General features: G+C 47.9%; 19 protein-coding genes. 10 read left to right on the forward strand and 9 right to left on the reverse strand.

Annotated elements, in window-relative coordinates; all coding sequences use genetic code 11:
* The first annotated feature begins 105 nt into the window (after positions 1–105).
* Positions 106–1,722, forward strand: coding sequence for a peptide ABC transporter substrate-binding protein (locus tag CAGA_RS04190; RefSeq protein ID WP_135658050.1), 1,617 nt, complete (start codon positions 106–108; stop codon positions 1,720–1,722).
* A gap of 60 nt (positions 1,723–1,782) precedes the next feature.
* On the opposite strand, the gene CAGA_RS04195 is transcribed toward CAGA_RS04190, so the two are convergent.
* The 5 genes from CAGA_RS04195 to CAGA_RS12910 all read right to left on the reverse strand — a co-directional run bounded on the left by CAGA_RS04195 (position 1,783) and on the right by CAGA_RS12910 (position 6,267).
* Positions 1,783–2,214, reverse strand: coding sequence for an ACT domain-containing protein (locus tag CAGA_RS04195; protein ID WP_135658052.1), 432 nt, complete (start codon positions 2,212–2,214; stop codon positions 1,783–1,785).
* Between the two features lie 40 nt (positions 2,215–2,254).
* Positions 2,255–3,559, reverse strand: coding sequence for a phenylacetate--CoA ligase family protein (locus CAGA_RS04200; RefSeq protein WP_135658054.1), 1,305 nt, complete (start codon positions 3,557–3,559; stop codon positions 2,255–2,257).
* Between the two features lie 15 nt (positions 3,560–3,574).
* The gene (locus tag CAGA_RS04205; protein ID WP_135658056.1) at positions 3,575–4,159 is read right to left on the reverse strand and encodes an indolepyruvate oxidoreductase subunit beta; all 585 of its coding nucleotides are present in this window, start codon (positions 4,157–4,159) and stop codon (positions 3,575–3,577) included.
* Positions 4,156–5,898 (reverse strand): indolepyruvate ferredoxin oxidoreductase subunit alpha, encoded by a 1,743-nt coding sequence (iorA, locus tag CAGA_RS04210; RefSeq protein WP_135658058.1) that lies wholly within the window; start codon positions 5,896–5,898, stop codon positions 4,156–4,158. Before iorA ends, CAGA_RS04205 begins: the two co-directional genes overlap by 4 nt.
* Positions 5,899–6,144: 246 nt before the next feature.
* Complete coding sequence (locus CAGA_RS12910; RefSeq protein ID WP_277668909.1) at positions 6,145–6,267, reverse strand: hypothetical protein; 123 nt, start codon at positions 6,265–6,267, stop codon at positions 6,145–6,147.
* Between the two features lie 284 nt (positions 6,268–6,551).
* Here CAGA_RS12910 and CAGA_RS04215 point away from each other — a divergent pair, with 284 nt between their 5' ends.
* The 4 genes from CAGA_RS04215 to CAGA_RS04230 all read left to right on the forward strand — a co-directional run bounded on the left by CAGA_RS04215 (position 6,552) and on the right by CAGA_RS04230 (position 10,962).
* Positions 6,552–6,812, forward strand: coding sequence for a hypothetical protein (locus CAGA_RS04215; protein WP_135658060.1), 261 nt, complete (start codon positions 6,552–6,554; stop codon positions 6,810–6,812).
* A 139-nt stretch (positions 6,813–6,951) separates the two neighbouring features.
* Positions 6,952–8,097, forward strand: coding sequence for an LCP family protein (locus CAGA_RS04220; RefSeq protein WP_135658062.1), 1,146 nt, complete (start codon positions 6,952–6,954; stop codon positions 8,095–8,097).
* 142 nt (positions 8,098–8,239) lie between these two features.
* Positions 8,240–10,183, forward strand: a complete 1,944-nt coding sequence (gene metG / locus CAGA_RS04225; RefSeq protein WP_135658064.1) for a methionine--tRNA ligase — start codon at positions 8,240–8,242, stop codon at positions 10,181–10,183.
* Positions 10,184–10,188: 5 nt separating this feature from the next.
* Positions 10,189–10,962, forward strand: a complete 774-nt coding sequence (locus CAGA_RS04230; RefSeq protein WP_135658231.1) for a TatD family hydrolase — start codon at positions 10,189–10,191, stop codon at positions 10,960–10,962.
* Positions 10,963–11,274: 312 nt separating this feature from the next.
* Here CAGA_RS04230 and gpmI read toward each other — a convergent pair whose 3' ends face one another.
* The 4 genes from gpmI to CAGA_RS04250 form a co-directional block, all read right to left on the reverse strand.
* Positions 11,275–12,786, reverse strand: coding sequence for a 2,3-bisphosphoglycerate-independent phosphoglycerate mutase (gene gpmI, locus CAGA_RS04235; protein ID WP_135658066.1), 1,512 nt, complete (start codon positions 12,784–12,786; stop codon positions 11,275–11,277).
* A 33-nt stretch (positions 12,787–12,819) separates the two neighbouring features.
* Positions 12,820–13,587, reverse strand: a complete 768-nt coding sequence (gene tpiA / locus CAGA_RS04240; RefSeq protein WP_135658068.1) for a triose-phosphate isomerase — start codon at positions 13,585–13,587, stop codon at positions 12,820–12,822.
* A gap of 200 nt (positions 13,588–13,787) precedes the next feature.
* The gene (locus CAGA_RS04245) at positions 13,788–14,981 is read right to left on the reverse strand and encodes a phosphoglycerate kinase (protein WP_135658070.1); all 1,194 of its coding nucleotides are present in this window, start codon (positions 14,979–14,981) and stop codon (positions 13,788–13,790) included.
* A 119-nt stretch (positions 14,982–15,100) separates the two neighbouring features.
* A complete protein-coding gene (locus CAGA_RS04250; protein ID WP_135658072.1) occupies positions 15,101–15,601 on the reverse strand; it encodes a tRNA (cytidine(34)-2'-O)-methyltransferase in 501 nt (166 codons plus the stop codon).
* 117 nt (positions 15,602–15,718) lie between these two features.
* Between CAGA_RS04250 and CAGA_RS04255 the strand changes: the two genes are divergently transcribed.
* The 5 genes from CAGA_RS04255 to CAGA_RS04275 all read left to right on the forward strand — a co-directional run bounded on the left by CAGA_RS04255 (position 15,719) and on the right by CAGA_RS04275 (position 23,669).
* On the forward strand, positions 15,719–15,901 hold the full coding sequence (locus CAGA_RS04255) for a hypothetical protein (RefSeq protein ID WP_135658074.1): 183 nt from the start codon (positions 15,719–15,721) through the stop codon (positions 15,899–15,901).
* 545 nt (positions 15,902–16,446) lie between these two features.
* Positions 16,447–17,643, forward strand: coding sequence for a hypothetical protein (locus tag CAGA_RS04260; RefSeq protein WP_167875151.1), 1,197 nt, complete (start codon positions 16,447–16,449; stop codon positions 17,641–17,643).
* Between the two features lie 100 nt (positions 17,644–17,743).
* A complete protein-coding gene (locus CAGA_RS04265) occupies positions 17,744–19,123 on the forward strand; it encodes an MORN repeat-containing protein (RefSeq protein ID WP_135658078.1) in 1,380 nt (459 codons plus the stop codon).
* A gap of 23 nt (positions 19,124–19,146) precedes the next feature.
* Positions 19,147–20,412 carry a hypothetical protein gene (locus CAGA_RS04270; protein ID WP_135658080.1) on the forward strand — a complete coding sequence of 422 codons (1,266 nt, stop codon included), beginning with the start codon at positions 19,147–19,149 and terminating at the stop codon, positions 20,410–20,412.
* A 347-nt stretch (positions 20,413–20,759) separates the two neighbouring features.
* A complete protein-coding gene (locus CAGA_RS04275) occupies positions 20,760–23,669 on the forward strand; it encodes a hypothetical protein (RefSeq protein WP_135658082.1) in 2,910 nt (969 codons plus the stop codon).
* Positions 23,670–23,698: the final 29 nt, after the last annotated feature.

The following is a 23,698-nucleotide window of genomic DNA, read 5'->3' on the forward strand; positions in this document are numbered from 1 at the left end:
AATATTAAAAAAGGAATAAATAACAATTATGTTAACCTCATTGCATTGGGTGCGGAAAAATGATAAGATAATTCTATCCCGAAAAACCTAGAGGGTGAATATGAAATGCTAAAACGATTAACAGCAGGGTTTCTCTGCCTTTTTATACTGTTTTCTTTTTCCGCGTGCGGCGGGAAATCGCCCAAAAACGCGAATAAAAAGATTAACTATTTCCTGTCGGCGGAGCCAAGAACGCTCGACCCGCAGATTGCCGCGGACAACTCGTCCATCATTGCGGTGGAAGCGCTGTTCGAGGGGCTTGTGCGCCTTGATGAGAACAACCAGCCCTATCCCGGCGTTGCCCAAAAATGGGTGAGCAGTAACAATGACACCGTTTTTACGTTCACTTTGCGCAGCAACGCAAAATGGTCGGACGGAAAAACGCCTGTGACCGCCCATGATTTTGTATATGCGTTTCAGCGCGCGCTTTCACCGCAGACAGGTTCCACTACCTGTTCCCGGATGTTTTGTATTCAAAATGCTAAGGAAGTCAATGACGGAACGCTTTCGCCGGACCGCCTTGGCGTGACGGCGGCGGACGACCACACACTGGTTGTGCGGCTGAACTATTCTTATCCGAATTTTCCGGCGCTTACCGCCTTCGCCGTTTTTATGCCCTGTAATCAGAAGTTTTTTCAAAGCACATCCGGCCGCTATGGGTTGGAGAACCGGTATCTGCTCGGGAACGGGCCGTTTGAAATCGATGGGAAATACGGCTGGGATCACGGGAATTATCTGAATTTGATTCGCTCCAGCAGTTATACGGGGAGTATAAAACCGCTGCCATCCAACATAAAGTTTACAATTTCCAATAAAGAGAATACCATTTCCGACCCGGTTGCCGCATTAAAAGACGGCACGGTGGATGCGATTGCCATTACTTCCTCTCAGGTGGAGGCGGCCAAGGCGGCCGGCTGTACCATTACATCCTTTGAGGACACAACTTGGGGTCTATGCTTTAATATGCAATCGGATATTATGAAAAATAAGAATATCCGCTACGCGTTTTTGCAAGCGTTTGACCGGAGCAAGATTTTAAAGCATCTTCCGCAGAACACAAATCCCGCCGAAGATATCATTGCCCCGTCTACCACCTTGCTGGGAAAAAATTACCGCAGTCTGGCCGGGAGTGGTTCTTTCTATCTGAAGCAAAGCAGCAACGCTGCGTCGTTGTGGAACACAGGCATCAGCCAGCTTTCCAAACCGGATGTAAAGAGTATCAGCATTCTTTGTCCGAATGATCCGAATGTCAAATTAATGCTGAATGATATGATCGCTGCGTGGAACGCAAAATTCAACAACTATTTTAATATGGAACCGCTTGACGAAGCGCAGCTTGCGGCGCGGATCGCGTCCGGCAACTATCAGATTGCGTTGTGCCCGATCTGCCCGAGCAGCGAGGGTCCGCTGGCGGTACTGTCCATATTTAAGAGCGGCGCCAAAGAGAACCCGGCTGGCTTAAGCGATTCGACTTACGATGCGATGCTTGCGGATGCGGAAAAAAGCGGGGGAAGCGCTTCCGCCGCCGCTTTTGCAGCCGCTGAGAAGTACTTGAACGAGCTCGGCGTCTTTTATCCTTTATATTATCAGAAACACTACTATGCATCTGCAAAGGGCGTTTCCGGTATTGTTTTCCATCCGTATAACACCGGTGTGGATTTTATCCGTGCGGGGAAAAAATAAAAAACAAATAAAAAAGAAGCTTCAGTCCGTGGGCTGGAGCTTCCTTTTATCTGTTTGAGATTACATGCCGTAAAACTCTTCGGCGGTTAAAATTTGGATTCCGTTTGAAGAAAGGGCATTCACCGCTTTTTTACTGTCTTTTACGCGAAGGATAACATACGCTTTGCCGCTTTTGCGGCTGATAAAGGCATACATATATTCCACGTCAATCCCGATGTCCGCGAGAATCCGCATGGCTTTGGAAAATGCGCCCGGAACATCGTCTATGCCCATCGCAATCACATTGGTGAGGGAAACGGTAAGCCCCGCCTTTTTCAGCGCGGCAACCGCTTCGTCGGGTTTATTTACAATCAGGCGCAGAATCCCAAAATCACTGGTGTCCGCAACCGATATCGCGCGGATATCAATGCGTGCCGCCGCAAGAACCTCGGTGATTTCTGCAAGGCGGCCCGATTTATTCTCGACAAATATGGAAAGCTGCTGAATTTGCATGGCAATTCCTCCCTATTGTTTCTTTATTCTATTATAAGCCTCAAACTTTCCGGTTATCAATGACCCTTTTCGCCTTGCCGTCGGTGCGGGGGATGGACTTAGGCTCCAGCAGCCGCACTTTTGCGACCACGTTGAGCGTGGATTGCAATGCGTTCGAAATCTTGCGGCTCATATCCTCAAGGTCTCGAACCGTATCGGAGAACATATCCTCGTTTATTTCAACCTGTACTTCCAATGTGTCAAGATTATTGACGCGGTCAATGACAAGCTGGTAATTCGGGGCCATGCCGAGGCTTAGGAGAACGCTTTCAATCTGGGAGGGGAATACGTTTATGCCGCGGATAATCAGCATGTCGTCCGTTCTTCCGCGCGGTTTTTCCATACGCACAAAGGTGCGCCCGCACTCGCAGGCGGTGTGATTCAGGCAGCAGATGTCTTTTGTGCGGTAGCGCAGGAGCGGCAGCGCTTCCTTGCCGATGCAGGTGAATACCAGTTCGCCGTATTCGCCGTCCGGAAGCGGTTTGCCTGTTTCGGGGTCGATCACTTCGGGGTAGAACATATCCTCGTTAATATGCATTCCATGCTGCATTACACATTCGCTTGCAACGCCCGGACCGGCAATTTCCGAAAGTCCGTAAATATCGTATGCCTTAATGGAGAGAAGGCGCTCGATTTCCTTGCGCATATTTTCCGTCCACGGCTCCGCGCCGAAAATGCCCGCGCGAAGCTTCAAGCTTTTGGGGTCCACTCCCATATCGCGCATGGTTTCACCGATATACATGGCGTAAGAGGGGGTGCAGCAAAGAATGTCGGAGCCGAAATCTTGCATAATCATGATCTGGCGCTTCGTATTGCCGGTGGATACCGGAATAGCGGTCGCGCCGAGCTTTTCCGCGCCGTAATGAATGCCCATTCCGCCGGTGAAAAGCCCGTATCCATAGGAAATATGGATGTAGTCGGACTTCGTACCGCCTGCTGCGGTGATACAGCGGGCGGCACAGCGCGCCCAGACGTCGATATCGCCTTTTGTGTAGCCGACGACCGTCTGCTTTCCGGTGGTGCCGGAAGAAGCGTGTACGCGCACGAGCTCTTCCTTTGGTACGGCAAACATACCGAAGGGATAGGTGTCGCGCAGGTCGGTTTTATAAGTAAACGGGAGCTTGCGGATGTCGTCAATCGAACGGATATCCCCCGGCAAAAGCCCCATTTCATCGAAGCGCTTTTTATAGGTTGGAACGTGCTTGTAGCAGCGCTCCACCATCTTTACCAGCTTTTTTGACTGAATATAATGCAGCACTTCGCGTGAAGCGCATTCCAGCTCCGGCTCAAAATAGTTTCCTTGCATTTTTTCAATCCCCCATTAGATTTCCTGTGCGTTATAGCCCAGTTCGAACGCTTTCAGATTCATGTCCATAAATTTCGCGGGTACAGTTTCCTTGATCGTGTCGATCCAGACCTGCTTGTCAATCGAGAGCCGTTTGGCAACGGCGCCGATCAGAACAATGTTGACTGCCCTGACGGAACCCGCCTGTTCGGCAAGCTTCAGCGCGTCAAATGCCACGACCTTTGCCCCTTCCGCTTTTACGGAACCGATGATGTTTTCGGGGTAGGCGGCCGATCCGGTGACAACGGGCATGGGGTCGATCTGCTGCGTATTTACAACAATGGTGCCGTCTGTTTTCAGCCACGGCAGAAAACGTGCCGCTTCAAGCGCTTCAAACGCCATCAGGACGTCTGCTTCCCCTTTATCAATCACCGGGGAATAGACTTTATCCCCATAGCGGACATAGGTAACAACCGAACCGCCGCGCTGGCTCATTCCGTGTACTTCCGAAACCTTTACATCTGCTCCGCAGTGCAGCATGGCGCTTCCGAGAACGCGGCTGGCGAGCAGGGTGCCCTGGCCGCCCACGCCGACAATCATTACGCTTTTTACCTGACTCATGCTTTCGCCTCCTCTGATGTTATCGCACTCTTGGCACAAAGGCTTGTGCAGACGCCGCAGCCGACGCACTGTGTGCGGTCAATGGCTGCCTTGCCGTTTTTCATGCTGATCGCGGGACAGCCGATGGACAGGCATGCGCGGCATCCGATACATTTTTCCTCTCTAATGGCGAGTGGTGGCTTATGCTTGACATATTTCAAAAGGGCGCAGGGCCTGCGGCTGATAATAACCGACGGGCCGTCCGCTTCCAGTTCTTCCTTCAATGCGCTCTGTACATCCTGAAGATTATAGGGATCGCAGACACGAACGCGCGGAATCCCGACGGATTTGCACAGCGCCTCCAAGTCAACGGCGCTGGTCGGGTCGCCCTTAATGGTATAGCCGGTAGACGGATTCTGCTGGTGCCCGGTCATTCCGGTGATGGAGTTGTCCAGAATAATCACAACGGAATTGCTCCGGTTGTAGGCAATGTCAATCAGTCCGGTTATGCCGGAATGGATAAAGGTGGAATCGCCGATGACGGCCACGCTCTTCTTTTCCGATTCCGCGCCGCGCGCTTTGTTAAAGCCGTGCAGCCCCGAAACGGAAGCGCCCATGCAGACGCATGTGTCGATCGCGCTCAGCGGAGCGGAAGCACCCAGCGTGTAACAACCGATATCGCCGCTGACAAAGACTTTGGCTCTTTTTAGAGCATAGAACAGTCCGCGGTGCGGGCAGCCGCAGCACATAACGGGAGGGCGGACGGGGATGTCTTCTTTCACGGACAGCACCGCCGGCTCCTTGCCCAGGATGCACTTGCGGATAAGGTTCTGCGAAAATTCACCGCAGCGGGGGAATACGTCCTTTCCCGTTACCGCAATGCCGTTTTTGCGGCAGAAGCTTTCAATTACATCGTCGAGCTCTTCGATGACGTATAACTTGTCCACGGTTGCCGCAAATTTTTTAATCAGCTCCGCCGGAAGGGGATGGACCATACCCAATTTCAGGTAGGAAACGGTGTCCCCCAACGCTTCCTTCGCGTATTGGTAAACAATTCCGGCACAGATAACGCCGGTTTTGGAGTGGTTGTCTTCGATCCGGTTGATCGCGCAGGTTTCCGCCCAGGCGGCGAGTTTTTTGGTGCGCTCTTCAACGCTTACATGCTTTGGCTTTGCAAAAGCGGGGAGCATTACGTTTTTGGCCGGATTTTTTATGTAAGGCTTTAACTCCAATTCCTGCCTGCTCCCAAGTTCCACAACGCTGCGGGAATGCGCAACGCGGGTGGTAAGGCGAAGGATGACCGGTGTGTCGAATTCCTCGGAAAGGGAATAGGCCAGCTTGGTGAAATCACGGCATTCGCCGGAGTCGGAGGGTTCCAGCATCGGCAGCTTTGCGGCGATGGCATAGTTGCGGGAATCCTGTTCGTTCTGCGAGGAATGAAGCCCCGGATCGTCGGCAACGCCGAAAACCATGCCGCCGTTTACCCCTATGTAAGACATTGTAAAGAGGGGGTCGGCCGCGACATTCAGCCCGACATGCTTCATGCCGCAGAAAGAGCGCGCACCGCCGAAGGAAGCGCCCGCGGCGACCTCGGCCGCCACTTTTTCGTTTGGCGCCCATTCGCAGAATATTTCATCAAATTTTGAGGCAGCCTCGGTGATTTCTGTGCTCGGCGTGCCCGGGTAGCTTGAAACCACCTTCACGCCGGCTTCGTAAAGCCCCTGAGCGACCGCTTCGTTGCCCAGCAGAAGTTCTTTCATATGTGTTTCCTCCTAAGATTATTTTTGAAACCATGAAATTAAAACGCACCGCATCAGAGGAAGATCCTGATGCGGTTCATACCATACTGTATTATTTTATCAGTTTAAATCGATTAAGTTCATCTCCATTTTAACTCATTTTTATCCCATATGCAACCGGCTGAAATAAAAAATGCAGAATCCGTATAAAAAATCAGGCAGAAGCCATCTCCGCCTGGTTTTGTACCATATTAAAATTGGTTTACCTCAGCTAAAAAACGCGGCTGCAAATGCAGAACCGAGAATCAGCACAGCGCAGAGCAATGCAACAATGCGGATAATCAGTTTGCGATAATTCACTCCATGGCTTACCATCTTCTGTTCTTTCATTTTCATTCCTCCTGTAACCATTCTATTATATCAAATATTTATAAAGAAAACCGTGAATACATTATGAATTTTACCAGTTTTCTTGTCGAGTTAAACGAACAATTTGGTCCCTGTATAGAACATATACAAATTAGAAAATTTTTCCATCCTCTTTTTACGCACAGTAACAGAATTAGACAAAATACTCAATATTCTGTTGACTATGTCGGATAATGTAACTATAATTAATTATTAGGAAAATTGGAATAGGCATATTAACCAGTCATTAAGAAAGGTGGATTAGTATGAGCGAAAAGATGGTGGAATATCTTGCGAAAGCATGCAATTTGTATATTTCCGATATTCGCCTGTCCAAAAGCAGCGCCACTATTTTACCTGTTGTCAGCCGTTTAAACCCCAACCTGTTTTCTTCAGAAGATTGGAGTACTAGCCTGTCCTATATTTTTATGAAGTCCCTGCATTTTGATACACCGGAGGATGCCAAAAATTATTATATTGAAAGGTTAATGAAGTTTGCCGACGCAGAAGCGGAAAACGAGGAATAATGCTGGAGGCTTCCCGAGGATTCTCGGTATTTCCCTCAAACAGCGCAAAAGCGCAAATTAGGTTTACATAACTATTGACATCAACTGGAAATTGCAATAAAATAAGACTGTTTTCTGTATTAAAATATTGAGGTGAAATATGAATAAACAAAGCCGTGGCTTCCGGCCTCAGAGAAGAAGTACAGGCTCTAGGCCGCAGGGCGCGGTTCGGAGGATGAACTACGATACTGAGGAATTTGACCGCTACAATTATGTTGACCGGGATATTTACAGCAGCAGCCGTTCAGCCTCCAGAAGAAGCTCACGCAACGGAAGAAGAAAAAAGCGGGGCGGAGGTTTGAAAAAGTTTTTTCTTACTGTGTTTTTTATTCTTCTTGCTCTATTTGCGGGTGTTTTCGCATACGGGAAATATATGTTTAACCGCCTGGATCGCTCGGAGAAAATCGATACTTCGAAATATATTGAACAGCCCAGCGCTGCGCCGGCGTGGGATGTTATGTCCGATCAAAAGGTAATGAATATTTTGCTGATTGGGACGGACAAAGGGGATGACGGAAACAGCAGCCGAAGCGATACCACGATGCTGGTTTCCATTGATAACGATCGAAAAGAGCTTCATTTGGTGTCTTTCTTGCGCGATTTATATGTTGAAATCCCAACAATGAAGAAGCAGAAGCTGAACGCGGCCTATGCGAAGGGCGGCGCGGCGCTTACCATGCAGGCACTGGAAAATAATTTCCGTATCAATATTGATCATTATATATCGGTTGACTTTGAAAATTTCGCCACCATCATCGACAAAATGGGTGGATTGGATATCAAGATGGATAAAAAGCTGTGCGATGCGGAAAACCGCAACATGGGGAGCCATTTAAAGCCCGGCGTCAATCATCTGGACGGGCGTCTTGCCGTTTATTACGCGCGTATTCGTGAAACGGATAGCGACTTTGGCCGGACCGGCCGCCAGCGCGAGGTTCTGGAGCTGATGATCGAAAAGATGAAAAGCATGAACCCTCTGCAGATCAATGCGATGATGAATGATTTTCTTCCTCTTGTAAAAACGAATCTTAGCGATTCGGAATTGATTTACCTTGCTTCTATTGCAAATTCGGTTTCGCATTACCCGATTAAAACCATGCATGTGCCAAACCCGAACACCTACAGGGATGTAAACATCAAGAGGATCGGCGCGGTGTTAGACCCGGATTTGCCGGAAAACTGCCGCTTGTTGAGAGAACTCCTTTATCATGAAAGCGCCGGCGTTTCTTCTTTGGATTTCGAATAAATTCTTAAAATCTCCCGTCCCGAAGTAATTCGGGGCGGTTTTTCTGTAACTTCGCGTTCTCTGTTCACTATTCGTGAAAAAAATGGTATAATATTTTAATTAAACACTTTATTAGAGATTTCATTCTCTTGGAGGTTGAACAATGGACAAAAAAACTTTCTACATTACCACGCCAATTTATTACCCTTCCGGCAAGGCGCATATCGGCCACAGCTACTGCACCGTCGCCAGCGACGCCATCGCCCGCTATAAACGAATGCAGGGCTACGACGTCATGTTCCTCACCGGTACGGATGAGCACGGTCAGAAGATCGAGATCAACGCCGAAAAAGAAGGGGTAACCCCCAAGGAATATGTCGATAAAATCGTTGCAGGGTTCCAGGATCTGTGGAAGCTTTTAAACATTTCCAACGACCGCTTTATCCGGACGACGGATGATTACCATGTAAAGGCCGTACAGAAAATATTTAAAACCTTATATGACAAAGGGGAAATCTACAAGGGCAAATATGAAGGCTGGTACTGTACCCCCTGTGAAGCCTTCTGGACGGAGACACAGCTCAAAGACGGGAAATGCCCGGACTGTGGGCGCGAGGTGAAAATGGCGAACGAAGAAGCCTATTTTTTCCGCCTTTCCAAATATGCAGACAGGCTCCTGAAGCTCTATGAGGATCAGCCCGATTTCATCCAGCCGGACAGCCGGAAAAACGAGATGATCAATTTTATCAAGCAGGGGCTGAACGACCTCTGCGTTTCGCGGACAAGCTTTACTTGGGGCATTCCGGTCGACTTTGACCCGAAGCATGTTGTCTACGTCTGGCTTGATGCGCTTACGAACTATATTACCGCAATGGGCTACGGTTCTGACGATGATTCCGATTATAAAAAATACTGGCCGGCGGACGTGCATTTTGTCGGCAAAGAGATTGTACGCTTCCACACCATCATCTGGCCCGCCATGCTGATGGCGCTGGATCTTCCGCTTCCAAAGCAGGTTTACGGTCACGGCTGGCTCCTGTTCGGCGACGGAACCAAGATGAGTAAATCAAAGGGAAACGTGGTGGATCCGGTCATCCTGTGCAGCCGCTACGGCGTGGACGCGATCCGCTACTTCCTTCTCCGTGAAATTCCCTTCGGCGCGGACGGCGTGTTTACAAATGAAGCGCTGATTAACCGCATTAATTCCGACCTTGCGAATGATTTAGGCAACCTTCTCTCCCGCAGCACTGCAATGGCGCAGAAATACTTCGGCGGGAAGATTCCGGCGGAGCGGGAAAGCGCGCCTGTCGACGACGAGCTGATTCAAATGGCCTTGGAGCTTCGCCAGAAATGCGACGATGCCATCGAAGGGTATCAGTTCAGCAACGCGCTGGCGGAAATCTGGAAGCTGATTGCCCGCACGAATAAATATATTGATGAAACTATGCCTTGGGTGCTGGGCAAGGACGAGTCCAAGCGCGCCCGCCTGGCGACGGTTATTTATAATCTCTGCGAAAGCCTGCGGATCGTCTCCGTTCTGCTTACGTCGTTCCTGCCGGAGACCGCTCCGAAGATTCAGGCGCAGATCGGCGCGAAGCCGGAGGAACTGACCTACGATTCCGCTGCAAAATGGGGTGTCCTCTCCAATGACGCGGTCATTACCAAGGGAGAAACCCTGTATCCGCGCATTGATGTGGATAAGGAGATTGAGGAGCTTAATAAGCTGATTCCGAATCCCGCGGAATCGAGCGAGGAAAAAACAGCCGCTGCGAAGATCGAAGGCCTTGCGCAGATCGGCATCGACGATTTTAATAAAGTGGAGCTTCGCGTTGGAAAAGTCAAGGCGTGCGAACCGGTTAAGCGCGCCAAGAAGCTTTTAAAGCTGACCATTGAGGACGGAGTGGGGGAAAGGACGATTGTGTCCGGTATTGCGAAATGGTACAAGCCGGAAGATTTAACAGGGCACAGCATTATTTTCGTTGCCAATTTGAAACCCGCGACCCTTTGCGGCGTGGAGAGCCAGGGCATGGTTCTTTCCGCCGATTCGGGGGAAGACGTCAAGGTTATTTTTGTTGACGGGATCCCGTCCGGGAGCAAGGTTTGCTGATGGAAATGACAGGTTCTATTTTTGATTCACATGCACATTTCGATGATGAGTCGTTTGACTCCGACCGCGACACACTTTTGGCAGAGCTGCCGAACCGGGGCATCTGTAACGTAATTAACTGCGGGTCGGATTTAAACTCCTCGCGCGCTTCCGTTGAGCTGGCGGTGAAGTATCCGTATATCTACGCCGCGGTGGGGATTCATCCGGAATGCGTGAAGGATGCTCCCCCGGACTATATAAAGCAGTTGGAGGAATTGGTTACCAAGGAAAAGGTTGTTGCTGTTGGAGAGATCGGCCTTGATTACCATTTCAAGGAGAACGCGCCAAAAGAGGTTCAGAAAGCCGTCTTTGAAGAACAGGTTTCATTGGCGCATAAGGTTGGGCTCCCGATTATTGTGCATGACCGCGATGCACATGGCGATACCATGGAGCTTTTGCGCAAATGGAAGCCGAAGGGTGTGGTGCATTGTTTTTCCGGTAGCGTGGAAATGGCGGAGGAATGTATCCGGCTCGGTATGTATATCGGTCTTGGCGGCGCGGTAACGTTCAAGAACGCGCGTGTGCCGGTTGAGGTTGCGGAGGCCATTCCTTTGGATCGTATGCTGATGGAAACGGACTGCCCCTATATGGCACCGGTTCCGTTCCGCGGGAGACGGAACGATTCCACGCTGATCGTGTATACGGCCGCCAGGATTGCAGAAATCCGCGGCACAACCGCCGAGGAAATTCTAAAGTTTTCGCGCCGCAATGCGGAGACATTGTTTTCTATTAATGGCTAATGAAAGGCCGGGAGGTATCTCCCGGCCTTTCATTTTTCGAATCATATGACGTAAAGCTGGGTGAGAGCTTTCACCGGGCATTTTAAAAACCTGCGGAGTTTTGCAGTTAGAGTCCCAGTTTCCTTTGCTTTTTCTCACGGAGGCACGGAACCAATCCCCAGGACGGGTTGAAGGAAGCCCGCCGGGGGCGAGGATGATTATACTCGCTTCACAGTCGGAGTCCGGGAAATTTCCCCGAACTTTTTCTATAATAAACAAACGGTGGGAAATACAAAGAGACTGCCTTCGAACAAGGCAGTCTCAGTATTATTGTTATTCAATTATGCTTACACCGGTCATTTCAGGCGGCTGGGGAAGCCCCATAATTTTAAGCATGGTTGGCGCGATGTCTGCAAGGCGCCCGCCGGAGCGGAGTTTGCAGGGATAACCGACAACGCAGAACGGAACCAGATTCGTCGTATGCGCGGTGAACGGAGAACCGTCCTCCTCGTACATCTTGTCCGCGTTGCCGTGGTCTGCTGTAATCAAAGCAACGCCGCCCATTTCCGTAATGGCGTGAACAATTCTTCCGACGCACTTGTCAACTGCCTCCACAGCGGCTTTCGCGGCGCTGAAAACGCCTGTGTGGCCAACCATATCGCAGTTTGCAAAGTTCAAAATAATCACGTCGTATTTCCCGCTCTTAATGCGTTCCATTAAAGCGTCCGTAACTTCATAGGCGCTCATTTCGGGCTGAAGGTCATAGGTCGCTACCTTCGGGGAGTGGATCAATACGCGATCCTCGCCGGGATATTGTGTTTCAACACCGCCGTTGAAGAAAAATGTAACATGGGCGTATTTTTCCGTTTCGGCAATCCGAAGCTGGGTAAGGCCCTTCTCCGAAATATATTCGCCGAACGTGTTTTTCAGCGACTGGGGTTTAAACGCAACCTCCACATTCGGCATGGTCGCATCGTACTGCGTCATGCAGACATAGGTGAGAGGGAAGAAGCCTTTTTTGCGCTCAAAGCCTTTGAAATCCGGGTCAACCAGCGTGCGGGTAAGTTCGCGCGCGCGGTCTGGACGGAAATTGAAGAAAATGACGGAATCGTTCGGCTGAATTTTCGCGTTTTCCGCACAGACAACCGGTACGACGAACTCGTCGGTAACATTCTGCTTGTAGGAATCCTCCACCGCTTTTACCGGATCGGCGCACTGTACGCCTTCCCCGTAAACCATCGCGGCATAGGCCTTTTCAACGCGTTCCCAGCGATTGTCGCGGTCCATGGCGTAATAACGGCCCATAACGGTGGCAATTTTGCCAACGCCGATTTTCTTTATCTTTTGCTCGCATTCTTCAATATAGCCCTTGCCGGAATCCGGCGGAACATCGCGGCCGTCGAGCAAAGCGTGTACAAATACTTTTTTGCAGCCGCGTCTCTTTGCAAGCTCGAGCAGAGCATACAGGTGCGAATTGTGGCTGTGTACGCCGCCCGCGGAAAGCAGGCCGATTAAGTGCAAAGCGCCGTCGTGGGTAAGAACATTGTCAACGGCGGACAACAGCGCGGGGTTTTCAAAGAAGTCGCCGTCTTCAATGGATTTTGTAATCCGGGTCAGTTCCTGATAGACAATCCGGCCCGCTCCGATGTTAGTGTGGCCAACCTCGGAGTTGCCCATCTGACCATCCGGCAGACCGACGTCCATGCCGGAAGCGCCGATTTGTGTAAGGGGATTGTTTGCGAAAAGACGGTCGATATTGGGTTTATTGGCGGCCTTAATCGCGTTGCCGCTTTCCGGACCGATACCGAACCCGTCGAGGATCATTAGTATTAATGGTTTTTTCATGTTTTTTAACCAGACCTGCCTTTCGGGAATAATTTACCTGCTTGCTGCCTTTACGATTTCTGCAAAATCAGCAGGCTTTAAAGAAGCGCCGCCGATCAGGCCTCCGTCAACGTCAGGCTGGTCAAGCAGTTCCGCCGCATTCTTCGCGTTCATGGAACCGCCGTACTGAATGGTGAATGCGTCTGCGCTTGCTGCATCGTAGAGCTTTTTAATTGTTTCGCGAATAACCGAGCAAACCTCGTTCGCCTGTTGTGCGGTAGCGGTTTTGCCGGTTCCGATCGCCCAGATCGGCTCATAAGCAATAATGACTTTTTTCAGATCGTCCTTGGAAACGCCGCCGAGCGCAATTTTTGTCTGCATGGCGACAAGCTCTTCCGTAATGCCCTGCTCACGCTGCTCAAGGGACTCACCTACGCAGAGAATCACGGAGAGGCCGCTGTCCAAAGCCGCGCGAAGGCGCTTATTAACGGTTACGTCGGTTTCACCAAAATAGGTTCTGCGTTCGCTGTGGCCGATGATGACATACTGTACACCCATGGAAGCAAGCATGTCCGCAGAAACCTCGCCGGTGAACGCGCCGCTCTTTTCCCAGTGGCAGTTTTCTGCGCCGACACCGATATTGGAGCCTTTTGTTGCTTCCAATGCTGCGGAAAGATCCACATAGGGGGTGCAGACGATCACGTCACAGTCCGCGTCTTTTACCAGGGGTTTTATTTCTTCAATCAGTTTGGTCGCCTCTGCCGGCGTTTTGTTCATTTTCCAGTTTCCGGCAATTACTGCTTTTCTAAGCTTCTTATTCATAATCCATTCTCCTTTGCTCGGCCTTGTCTGTTGCCTAAGCATAAATCGGTTTCGGTGAAAATTGCTGCCCGTATAAATATATCCGGAAGGATTCCTGTGGTCACAATTTTCCCGGAATCCGCTTAAGTTTATTATACAGGCAAGACCTGAAATCATAATTTTAATGCGGCAGCAGGGCTGCCGCATTCGTGTTCAAAGAATTATTTTTCGTTCAGGCATGCGATACCGGGCAATTCAAGGCCCTCAAGGAATTCAAGGGAAGCGCCGCCGCCGGTGGAAATATGGGTCATTTTATCCGCGAAGCCGAGCTTCTCAACCGCAGCGGCGGAGTCGCCGCCGCCGATAATGGAAATAGCGCCGCTGTCTGCAACCGCTTTTGCAACAGCAATTGTGCCGGCTGCGAAATTATCCCATTCGGAAACGCCCATCGGCCCGTTCCAGACAACCGTGCCGGAGCCTTTGATCGCGTCGGCAAACAGAGCGGAGGTTTTCGGTCCGATGTCAAGGCCCATCCAGCCTTCGGGAATTTTATCAGAGTCAACAACCTTATGCTCTGCGTCCGCTTTGTATTCGGTCGCGACAACGTTGTCGATCGGGATCAGAAATTTAACGCCCTTATCCTTGGCTTTTGCCATCATATCCTTTGCAAGTTCGACTTTGTCGCTCTCGCAGATGGAGGTACCGATGGAGTAACCGAGCGCATTCATAAAGGTGTAGGCCATGCCGCCGCCGATGATGAGGGTGTCGACCTTGTCGAGCAGGTTGGTGATAACGCCGATTTTATCGGAAACCTTTGCGCCGCCAAGAATAGCGGTGAACGGACGCTTCGGATTGGTAAGCGCGCCGCCCATGATTGTGATTTCCTTCTGGATCAGGTAGCCGCACACAGCCGGAAGGTATGCCGCAACGCCCGCTGTAGAGGCATGCGCACGGTGGGCGGTGCCGAATGCGTCGTTTACATAGATTTCGGCCAGAGAGGCAAGCTGCTTTGCAAATTCGGGATCGTTCTTTTCCTCTTCCTTATGGAAGCGGACGTTTTCAATCAGCTCGACTTCGCCGTCCTTTAAGGAAGCAGCAATGCTCTTTGCGCTGTCGTCGACAACGTCTGTTGCCATTTTGACTTCCTGTCCCAGCGCCTTCGAGAGGTATTTGCCAACAGGGGCAAGGGAAAATTTCATGTTGAACTCGCCCTTCGGACGGCCCAGGTGCGAGCAGAGGATTACTTTTGCCTTATGGTCTACCAGGTAACGGATGGTTTTCAGTGCTTCATCAATACGCTTTGAATCCGTGATATTGCCTTCCGCATCGAAAGGTACATTGAAATCGCAGCGGACCAATACTTTTTTGCCCGCGACATCAATATCTTCTACGGTCTTTTTGTTAAGATAGTTCATGCTTACCGCTCCTTTATATTATGATTTCGGAAATTTCAAAACACTTTCGTTATTATACAATAATTTGTAAAAGATTTCAAGCAAATTGGGGCGTTTCAGACAAGTTTGTTAAAAAATAATCACCATTTGTATTCCCGAAGCTGTCCTTTGCAAAGCAGATTCGGATATCCCCATTGCCGCAGCACCTCATATACGCCGATCGCCACAGAATTCGATAAATTTAAGCTCCGTGCGTCCGGGTTGTTCAGCATGGGAATACGCACGCAGTGGTCGGGATTTTCATATAAAAGTTTTTCCGGCAGGCCCGCGGTTTCTTTTCCGAAAAACAGGTAGCAGTTGTCGGGGTAGTGCATATCTGAGTGAATATGTGTTGCCTTTGTGGAAAAGAAAAAGAAATTGCCTGTATTTTGGCTGAAAAAATCGGAAAGGCTATCGTAATAGGTGATATCAAGCAGGTGCCAGTAATCAAGCCCGGCGCGCTTGAGTTTTTTATCGTCAATTCGAAAGCCCATCGGCCCTACCAGATGAAGCCGAGCGCCCGTTGCGGCGCAGGTGCGCGCCACGTTGCCGGTATTCTGCGGAATTTCCGGTTCAACCATTACGATGTTCAGTGTTGGCATGATAAACTCCTTTATTCATTCATAATTTGGTATTTATTTTCAACAATAAACTGAAAGAAAGAGGGGAAGATATTGAAAGGCCTTATGATTTTATTTTCAATGTGGAGGTTTTGGATTATGTATCGAGAAACCATGGGATTTGTCCGAGGAATGGGCGCCGGTATGCTCGCTGGAATTACAGCCATTGCGATCGGAAGCAGAATGATGAAGGACAACAGGCAGTTCAGACGCAATGCAAATAAGGCCATGCGTGCGGTGAACGGCATGTTTGGTAACGTGCAGAGCATGTTTCGAATGTAATTTCAAAAGGACATATCCGGTAAAACCCTCGGCGGGATTTCCCCGCCGAGGGTTCGTTATTTTAACGGAAGGACACGATACATAAAACGCACTCTTTCGTTTCTTAATATATTATAATAACTTAGAAAAGCGAAAACAAGGATAAATCAGGATTAAGAAAATCAACGCCACTTTTGTATTAATGGCGAACCCCTGCTGTACACCGAATTTTTGCGCTAAGCGAAATTCAGTTGTGCGTTTGGTCACTAATTGCTGATTTTCATACAAATTGAAAAGAAAACTTACGAATTTCTATTTCCCAACCAGATGGAATATGCTATAATATGGTAAATTATGCCAAATGTTTGGTGAACTTCTACTAATTGAATTATAACGTTGGGAGCGAAAACATGAATCTAAGGAATGCAAAAAAAGCGTTGTTATTTAATGATTTTTTATCCTTACTGGCCGGAGAACCTTTGGAAATAAAATATAAAAATATAGCCCGTTTTTTGCATATATCGGAATCTACGCTTTCAAAGCTTAGACATGGAAAGCTGAATAAGATGCCCTCTGGTCTGCACCCGGAAAATATAGGGTCCGAATTTGCGGCGGCCCTGACACGCTCCTTTGCACCTACGGTCAGTACGGTTCGGCGTTTTTCCACTTTTGCGCGGATTGTTAGTGAAAATTACCTCATATCGAATACTTTGGAAAAGGCGGCGGCTTCCTTAACCGTTCCAATGAACAACGTGAATCTGAAAAGGGTTTGCGCAAGCGAAATTTCGAAATTTATCAAGCGATGCTATGAGGAATCCTATGCCAATTCCGAAATGGATTTCGCCAGCCATGTGTCTTCGCGCTGCACAGCTCAGTCCGAGATTATTTTTCAAAAAATCTGTGATACTATAAACTGCGACACCTTCGATTCGGAAAAGCTGAGGCAGCTTTTGAATGTTGTTTACGCGGCAAATATCCGTCATCAAATCGCCACTTATGTGGGAAACCGATCTGTTATCGACTTGGTTGAGCGGTTTGTACGAAGTCAGGCGGATGAGCCTTTTTATAACTATATACACCGGTCGGAGGTTATCTCAATCTCGGAGGATTCTTCCCTCCTTATGCGAACGATTAAAGGCCAGCAGCAGATTGTTTTTCAGACCACGAAGCCACGGGAAATTATCATGTGTCAGCCGCTGAACCATTTTGTGGATATACCCGATCAGGAAACTATTAAGAAAATACTGCCGCATATAAGCTGTACGGTGAACCACATTCCTTTAATAAAATATATCAATATCCATGAAAACTCGAATTACAGCGACTTGACGAGTTTTTTTACTGTACGGCAGGTATACGACAATGTCAGCGGTACCGTTATGACCGAGCTTGCTTTCCGTTTCAAACTGTATCCGGGCGTGGCGGGGGAAACCATTAATATAGCTTACGAATGCAATCTTATCACTCCGTTTATCAATAATATTTCCTGTAACTACAGTTTTTCTCTTCACTATCCCTGTAAATTCCTTGAGCACGAATTTGCCCTTGACGCCAAGACAAAAAACAAGTGGGGCGTTCAGGTGAGGCTGTTTACGCCTATGACCACCAGCGCCTGCACAGTAGAGCATCCGGATGAATCCGTAGTACAGATCGGCGGCACTACGGATTTGAAAAGAATCACCTTTTACGACTGGGCCATGCCGGGCACCGGCTATTTCAGAAATATTTACGAACTGAAGTATGCGGAGCAAATACATAATTAAACATTAAACCACTTTATTCATTCACATCTATTGCAAGTTTTCCATAATATCCTATATAATAGTAAGAAAATAGTTTGTATTTGAGGAAGGAGGCCCCGACATGCCTGTGCAAGATTCGAATCTTGCGCCTGTTTTTTATATGGTTTGTTACAGGCCTTTTGATGGCAATGCGCAAAATAGTGCGATTTTAACCGGGGTAAGACGCGATTATCTGACGACCCGCAAAAGCTCCTCCGGAAAATATAAAAAATGTTTGGCAGGAACCAATATTTCGATCCATTATAAAATCGGGAAAGGGAAGTTCCTCTGGAGGAAAAGCAGCGGCAAAATCCTTTTGCAGGAATCTTACCCGGAGGTTTATGGTTACTGTATATGGACAAGGAGTCTGGCAGGGGAAACCATAAGCAAAGCCCGCTATGCGAAAGATCATAGCTGGCTTCAGACCGCGTATTACCAGGGCGACACAAAACGCCCCGTCGCCTTTCTAAAACCCGTGCAGGGCAGTAAGGAATTGCTTCTTCTCGAGCTGGATGCCAAGACGGGGAAGTACGAGGCCGTAAGGCTGTTCCCCTTTGAGAACAACGAGGGAACGGCGCAGCAGAGCCTAATAAATACGCTTGCGGGCGAGCCGCAGGTTTACGCCGAAACGGATGAAGGCAGTTTTTGCTACTGCACAAAGGAAGAACTTGAGAGCCGGATATCGGTTTTGAACGATTTGAATACGGGAAAAGAGAGCTTGATCCCCAAATGGCCGTATGTGGAAGAAGAATCAATAACATTCACCTATATTATGAATGACGGTTCAGCAAAACCCGCGCAGCCGGAATCGGTTCTGGAATCGCAGGCAGAGCAGCAGACGGAAAATCCTTCGGGGCAAACCGCACAGGAAGCGGACTATGCGGCGGATCATGAAATTTTCAGTACCGATGAACCGGTAAAGCCTGCGCGTTACACGGTTGCGGCAAAAGGGCTGAATGGCGAAACACAGATTAGTGATTATCTGCCTCTGCATCTGGAAAAGGCGACAAAACGCATTGTTATCAGCGCGGAAGAAAGCTACCTTTACTTTGGAAAGGTGATTAACGGCCTGCGCCAGGGGCGCGGCCGAACGCAGATGCAGAATGGCTATACCGCTTACGAAGGCGACTATGTGGATGATAAGCGGGATGGCTTCGGCGCGTATTATTATAAATCGGGGAAAATCTGTTATGTAGGCGACTGGAAGGCGAATAGACGCGATGGCCTTGGGATTTCTTACAGTTCCCGGGACGGCACCATATTCTTCGGAAGATGGAAGAACAATATCCCCACAGGAAACGGCGCCGCGTTCGACGCGGAGGGGAATTTAATCTATACGGGCGAATGGAAAAACGGGATGCGCCATGGACACGGTACGGAATATAAAAACGGGGAAATCGTGTTTACAGGGGAATTTCGGGAGGATAAATATTACTCAGGATACAAACGGATTCAGAAATAGGTGAACGGATAGAGGGTGGAAATATGCAGAGCATGGAATTACATAATGTAAGCAGCGGCGAATGCATTGTGCTGCGCGGAGCAAATAAAGATCTATTGATGGTTGACTGTGGTGAGCCTGGGACGGGCAGTATTTCCGATATCATGAAGCGGTATGCCGGTGCGGTGTACCGCGATTTTTTGCTTACGCACTATCATGAAGCGGAAATCTGCGGGTTTCAGAAGCTTTTGAAAATCAATCCGAATACCTTTGACCGGATTTTTTTGCCTGCTTCTCCCTGCGATAAGCGCGGCAGGGCGCTTTTATTGGAATTTGCCCTTTTTACTTATGCTTTTTCCAATAAAAAGGATGATTTCTATTTGGAAAGCATATTCTTGCTTCGCATCTTTAGCGTTTTGTTAAAGAAATCGGACAGCCGGATTTTTGCGCTGAAAATGGGTTCGACTTTCCAGTTTGACGGCGTTGTTTACGACGTTTTGTGGCCAGCCGCAACAGATTATCCATTTTCAGACCTGTTTTCCGCGGCGGTGGAAGATATGAACGTCTGTCTTTCATCCCCGTTCCTTCCGGAGGAGGCGGGGCAGTTTCTGAAGCTGAAGGAGCAGTTTTGCGCCGCTTATCTTGCCTGCTGCGGAACCTCCCCTGTAAATCCGAAGGATATCAGCCGTATGAGTACGATATTTAATAGTATCGAAAATTTATGGCTGCGGCTGAAATCCCTGCCTTCTGCCCCGGATATTGCGGAAATTCTGGATCGGCCGACGACCCGGGAGGCATACAAAAGGGAACAGCAGGCCGCAAGCATTATTTTTCAGAACCGGCGCAAAAGCGAGGCCAGCACGGATGATATCCTGATGACCGGTTCCGCCGCGCCGGAAAGTATGGATGCCATTTCAGACAAACTATATGACGGCTACTATATTTTGAAAGCCCCGCAGCATGGCGCGGCGGGGGCATGGAGCCATCTGTTCAACGAAATCAGCGCTTCGCATATTCTGATCAGTAATGGGAATAATAGGAAACCGGAGCCGGTTGCCGGCGAATATCTTGACCTGCCCTCAATAAAGCACTGCACGGACTGTTCTGCCTGCGCATGGTTCCAAAACAGCGGATACTCCTGTAATCGGATGAATTGCTGCTATGAGCTGCATGAACCGGGACTGACAATCAAATGCCCGTATTGCCATAGCCAGGATGGACCGGCGCCTTGCGGAATTTACCAGATTAACCGGGATGTTCCCCGTTCCTGTTTATGCGATAACAAGCCGATTTATATGAGTAAATTGTAAAGAAGAACGCAATAAAAAGGAATTATTTTTCATTCAACTTCTACATACATTGCCATAATGGATAAATATGGATTTATTGCTGGAAGATATTAAAATTAAAACCAAATTTTATATAAAAATATATCCAATATATACTTGACAATGCCTGCCAAATATCTTATAATCCAATTAAACATATGAGTGGTGGTTGTGGCTGCGGCTATGCCAAACGCATTATTGGCAGAGTTCCCACGAAACCATTGCAAGTCAGGGGGAGAATATCTTAACACCCATGGCGAACATGTATGTTAAATTCTCATAGCACACGCAAATACGCAAAACGAACTATTTTAAGGAGGACAAAAAGGATGAAAAAAATCACGGGAAAAGTGGTTTCTCTTGTGCTTGCTTTAGCACTTGTAGTATCCAGCTTTTCGGCAAACTTTGCTTTCGCCGCGACAAAGTCGATGGCGGGAGTTGTTACTGATACCGCAGAAGATGATATCTATCTCTGCAACGGTGGAACTGGCGACAGAGAAATCGATCTTAATGATTTTCTCGCAGCCAACGGTTCAGGCTTCAATATGGAAACAAAGAACCACAAGGATGTTGACAATGTAAAGGTTTCGTCAATTTCCCATATTTCTGGCGATAGGCTGGTTTCCTTAAAGCTTAGAAATAATGATGACGATGCATATCTTAGATTAAAGAGCAGCACGAAAACTGGTACAGAAGTTATTTCCGTTTTGTTCAAGGCTGATTACACAGATGATGACGGAAATGAGTATACTGTAAAAGCTTCTCAGAAGTTGACCGTTCATGTTTATGACAAGGATCAGCTTGTATTAGGCAAAAAAGATTCGAACGGTGTTGGCAAAGGTGTAGATGAATTAGACGATATACCGATGACTGCAGGCGCAACAGTTGAGATTGGTGCTTTCGTTGCACAACCTGAGAGTGAAGATAGTTGCTATGCTGTGCTCACCCCTGCACATAAGATCTTCTTGTCAAAAGATAAGAAGGATTATAAAGACAGCGGTTTTACACTTGAGGTAACAAGCGGTTCAAGTGATATCCACTTCTTGACCGAAGCTACTGTGAACGGTAAGAAAGTATTCCAAGATCAGTTTGATGATGCTCATATGAGGGCAAAAGATGTAGCGCAAGATGTCAATGGCGTTCTGTATGCAGTAGTTGGTAAACTAAACAGCCAAAATCAGATTACCGGTGATGCAAGCACAGGCAATATTACGCTTACCGCCAAAAAGCTTGTGCAAGATGGTGCTACTTATAAAGCTTCTACAGATTCCGATGAAAAGTATACCTTAAAAGCCAAAATTGCAAAGAAAATTGATATTGAAGCATTAAAGAGCTATAATTCAACGGACTCTTCCGATGCTCGGTATCTCTTTAAGAAAACCGTCAATAATGCTGGAAAAGCTAGCGATATAAACTACACAATCAGAAAAGACGGTAAGAGCATTTTAGATGGATTTACACAGTTTGACGGCAATGATGTAAATCTTACTGACAAGGAAATCAAATTCCCGACTGATACTGATACTGTTACCGTTAATGAAGATGTTAACATCAAGAAGATTTCCGGTAAAATGAACAAGTTGACGATCGGCGATTGCAATGTAGGCGAAGTTGACATCGATAATGGTGAAGTTACTATTGATGAAGGTAAAGTCGGCGATGTTACCATTGGCGATGACGATTCAACTAAAGCAAAGCTGACGATCACAAATGGAGCAAAAGTTGGTAATATTGATACAACAGATGCGAATGATAATGAAGAGTCGATTAACATTGATGGTGCAACAGTTGGCAACATCAAGACTGACGGTGATGTAGAAATTGAAACAAATGATGATGATCATACAGTAACTGTTGGTGAGATTGCTGCTGCTGGTAAAGTAACTGTCAACGCTGATGAAGCGAAAGTTTCTATCTCCGCTCTGAAAGCTGCAGATGAAGATGCAGAATTTACTCTGTACAATACCGACAATATGGAATTAAAGGTTGGCAAGATTGATTTCGACTACTATGATGATGTTAAACTCAATCTTGGCAATGAAGATGACGAAGACGATATCTTCACCGGCACAATTCCGGCTCCGATTAATGCGGCAGACGGTAGCATTGAAACTAAGAACGAAGACACAAATGTTACTGTAACAGGTAAAGTGGATGTAGATACAATTTCTGTTGATTCTGATTCTACAATCACTTTCAAGGATGATGTTAAAGCTGGTACGGTTGATGGCGACGGCACAATGGTCGTTGTTCCTGGAAAGCTTTATGTAAAAGAAAGTGCTTCCAGCACGAAGTTAAAGCTCGATGGTAATTTTGCCGCTGGTACAGTTGCATTCAAGGCTGATGCTGGCAATGTAGATGTTGATGATTTCGATTGCTATGGCTTTACACTTGAAAAGTCCACAGCGAGCAATGTAGATACCTTCAAGGTTAAGAGTGTAAGCTTTGCTGGCATTCAGATCAACAAGACTTCTGCAAACATTGCGAAGGGTTATTCCGAGACATTCACAGCTACTGCTTATCCGAACGGTACTACCATTCCGGCCGGTTACACAGTTAAGTGGGATCTCGATGGCGGCAGCAGCGATGTGTTCTCTATGACTACAAATGGCAATACTGCTACAGTTAAGGTCAATAGCATTGATTCTACTTTCGCAAGCCAGAACCATGCAACTCTGACCGCTACACTTTATGATGCAGACGGTTATGAAGTTGAAGATTACAGCGCTGCAAAGTGCGAGATCACAGCAATAGCTGTTCCGGAAGCAAAGATTGACACAACAAATGACTTCTCTCTTGCTCAGGGCGCTTCCTATCAGTTCAAAGTTACTTCTACAACTGCTCCTTCCTTTACGGTTGGTACACCGGGTGCCTTCAATGTAGCTCTTGCTTCTAAGAATGGCAACGATTACTTCTACAAGATCACCGCAGTTGGTAAGGTAGGTTCTTCCGCTGGTATTTACCTCAACGGTGCAAAGGTTTGTGTTGTTACAATTAAAGCTCCGGCTTTCACTTGTGACACAACAAAGGATGTAACCGTTAAAGGTTCTTACCAAGTAAAGGTTACTGCTACAACTACACCGACATTTTCTGTTGGTACAGCAGGTGTTTTCAAGGCTTCTTTCGTGAAGAAAGTTGGTAACGACTACTTCTACAAGCTCACATCTGTTGGCAAAGTTGGCGCAAAATCTGGCGTTTATGTAAACGGCGTTAAGGTTTTTGTTGCAACTGTTGGCTAAGTAATCCTTAAAAATAGGCAATTTCTTAA

Source organism: Caproiciproducens galactitolivorans, assembly GCF_004768785.1.
Taxonomy (GTDB): Bacteria; Bacillota; Clostridia; order Oscillospirales; family Acutalibacteraceae; genus Caproiciproducens; species Caproiciproducens galactitolivorans.

Excerpts from the sequence above, each read along its gene's own strand:
- CAGA_RS04260 (WP_167875151.1), top strand. The coding sequence starts at position 16,447 with ATGCCCTCTGGTCTGCACCCGGAAAATATAGGGTCCGAATTTGCGGCG.
- CAGA_RS04275 (WP_135658082.1), top strand. The coding sequence starts at position 20,760 with ATGAAAAAAATCACGGGAAAAGTGGTTTCTCTTGTGCTTGCTTTAGCA.
- CAGA_RS04215 (WP_135658060.1), top strand. The coding sequence starts at position 6,552 with ATGAGCGAAAAGATGGTGGAATATCTTGCGAAAGCATGCAATTTGTAT.
- CAGA_RS04270 (WP_135658080.1), top strand. The coding sequence starts at position 19,147 with ATGCAGAGCATGGAATTACATAATGTAAGCAGCGGCGAATGCATTGTG.
- CAGA_RS12910 (WP_277668909.1), bottom strand. The coding sequence starts at position 6,267 with ATGAAAGAACAGAAGATGGTAAGCCATGGAGTGAATTATCGCAAACTG.
- CAGA_RS04220 (WP_135658062.1), top strand. The coding sequence starts at position 6,952 with ATGAATAAACAAAGCCGTGGCTTCCGGCCTCAGAGAAGAAGTACAGGC.
- CAGA_RS04250 (WP_135658072.1), bottom strand. The coding sequence starts at position 15,601 with ATGCCAACACTGAACATCGTAATGGTTGAACCGGAAATTCCGCAGAAT.
- CAGA_RS04230 (WP_135658231.1), top strand. The coding sequence starts at position 10,189 with ATGACAGGTTCTATTTTTGATTCACATGCACATTTCGATGATGAGTCG.
- gpmI (WP_135658066.1), bottom strand. The coding sequence starts at position 12,786 with ATGAAAAAACCATTAATACTAATGATCCTCGACGGGTTCGGTATCGGT.
- CAGA_RS04200 (WP_135658054.1), bottom strand. The coding sequence starts at position 3,559 with ATGCAAGGAAACTATTTTGAGCCGGAGCTGGAATGCGCTTCACGCGAA.
- CAGA_RS04245 (WP_135658070.1), bottom strand. The coding sequence starts at position 14,981 with ATGAACTATCTTAACAAAAAGACCGTAGAAGATATTGATGTCGCGGGC.
- iorA (WP_135658058.1), bottom strand. The coding sequence starts at position 5,898 with ATGAAAGAACTTCTGCTGGGCAACGAAGCGGTCGCTCAGGGGCTTTAC.
- CAGA_RS04255 (WP_135658074.1), top strand. The coding sequence starts at position 15,719 with ATGTATCGAGAAACCATGGGATTTGTCCGAGGAATGGGCGCCGGTATG.
- CAGA_RS04190 (WP_135658050.1), top strand. The coding sequence starts at position 106 with ATGCTAAAACGATTAACAGCAGGGTTTCTCTGCCTTTTTATACTGTTT.
- metG (WP_135658064.1), top strand. The coding sequence starts at position 8,240 with ATGGACAAAAAAACTTTCTACATTACCACGCCAATTTATTACCCTTCC.
- CAGA_RS04265 (WP_135658078.1), top strand. The coding sequence starts at position 17,744 with ATGCCTGTGCAAGATTCGAATCTTGCGCCTGTTTTTTATATGGTTTGT.
- CAGA_RS04205 (WP_135658056.1), bottom strand. The coding sequence starts at position 4,159 with ATGAGTCAGGTAAAAAGCGTAATGATTGTCGGCGTGGGCGGCCAGGGC.
- tpiA (WP_135658068.1), bottom strand. The coding sequence starts at position 13,587 with ATGAATAAGAAGCTTAGAAAAGCAGTAATTGCCGGAAACTGGAAAATG.
- CAGA_RS04195 (WP_135658052.1), bottom strand. The coding sequence starts at position 2,214 with ATGCAAATTCAGCAGCTTTCCATATTTGTCGAGAATAAATCGGGCCGC.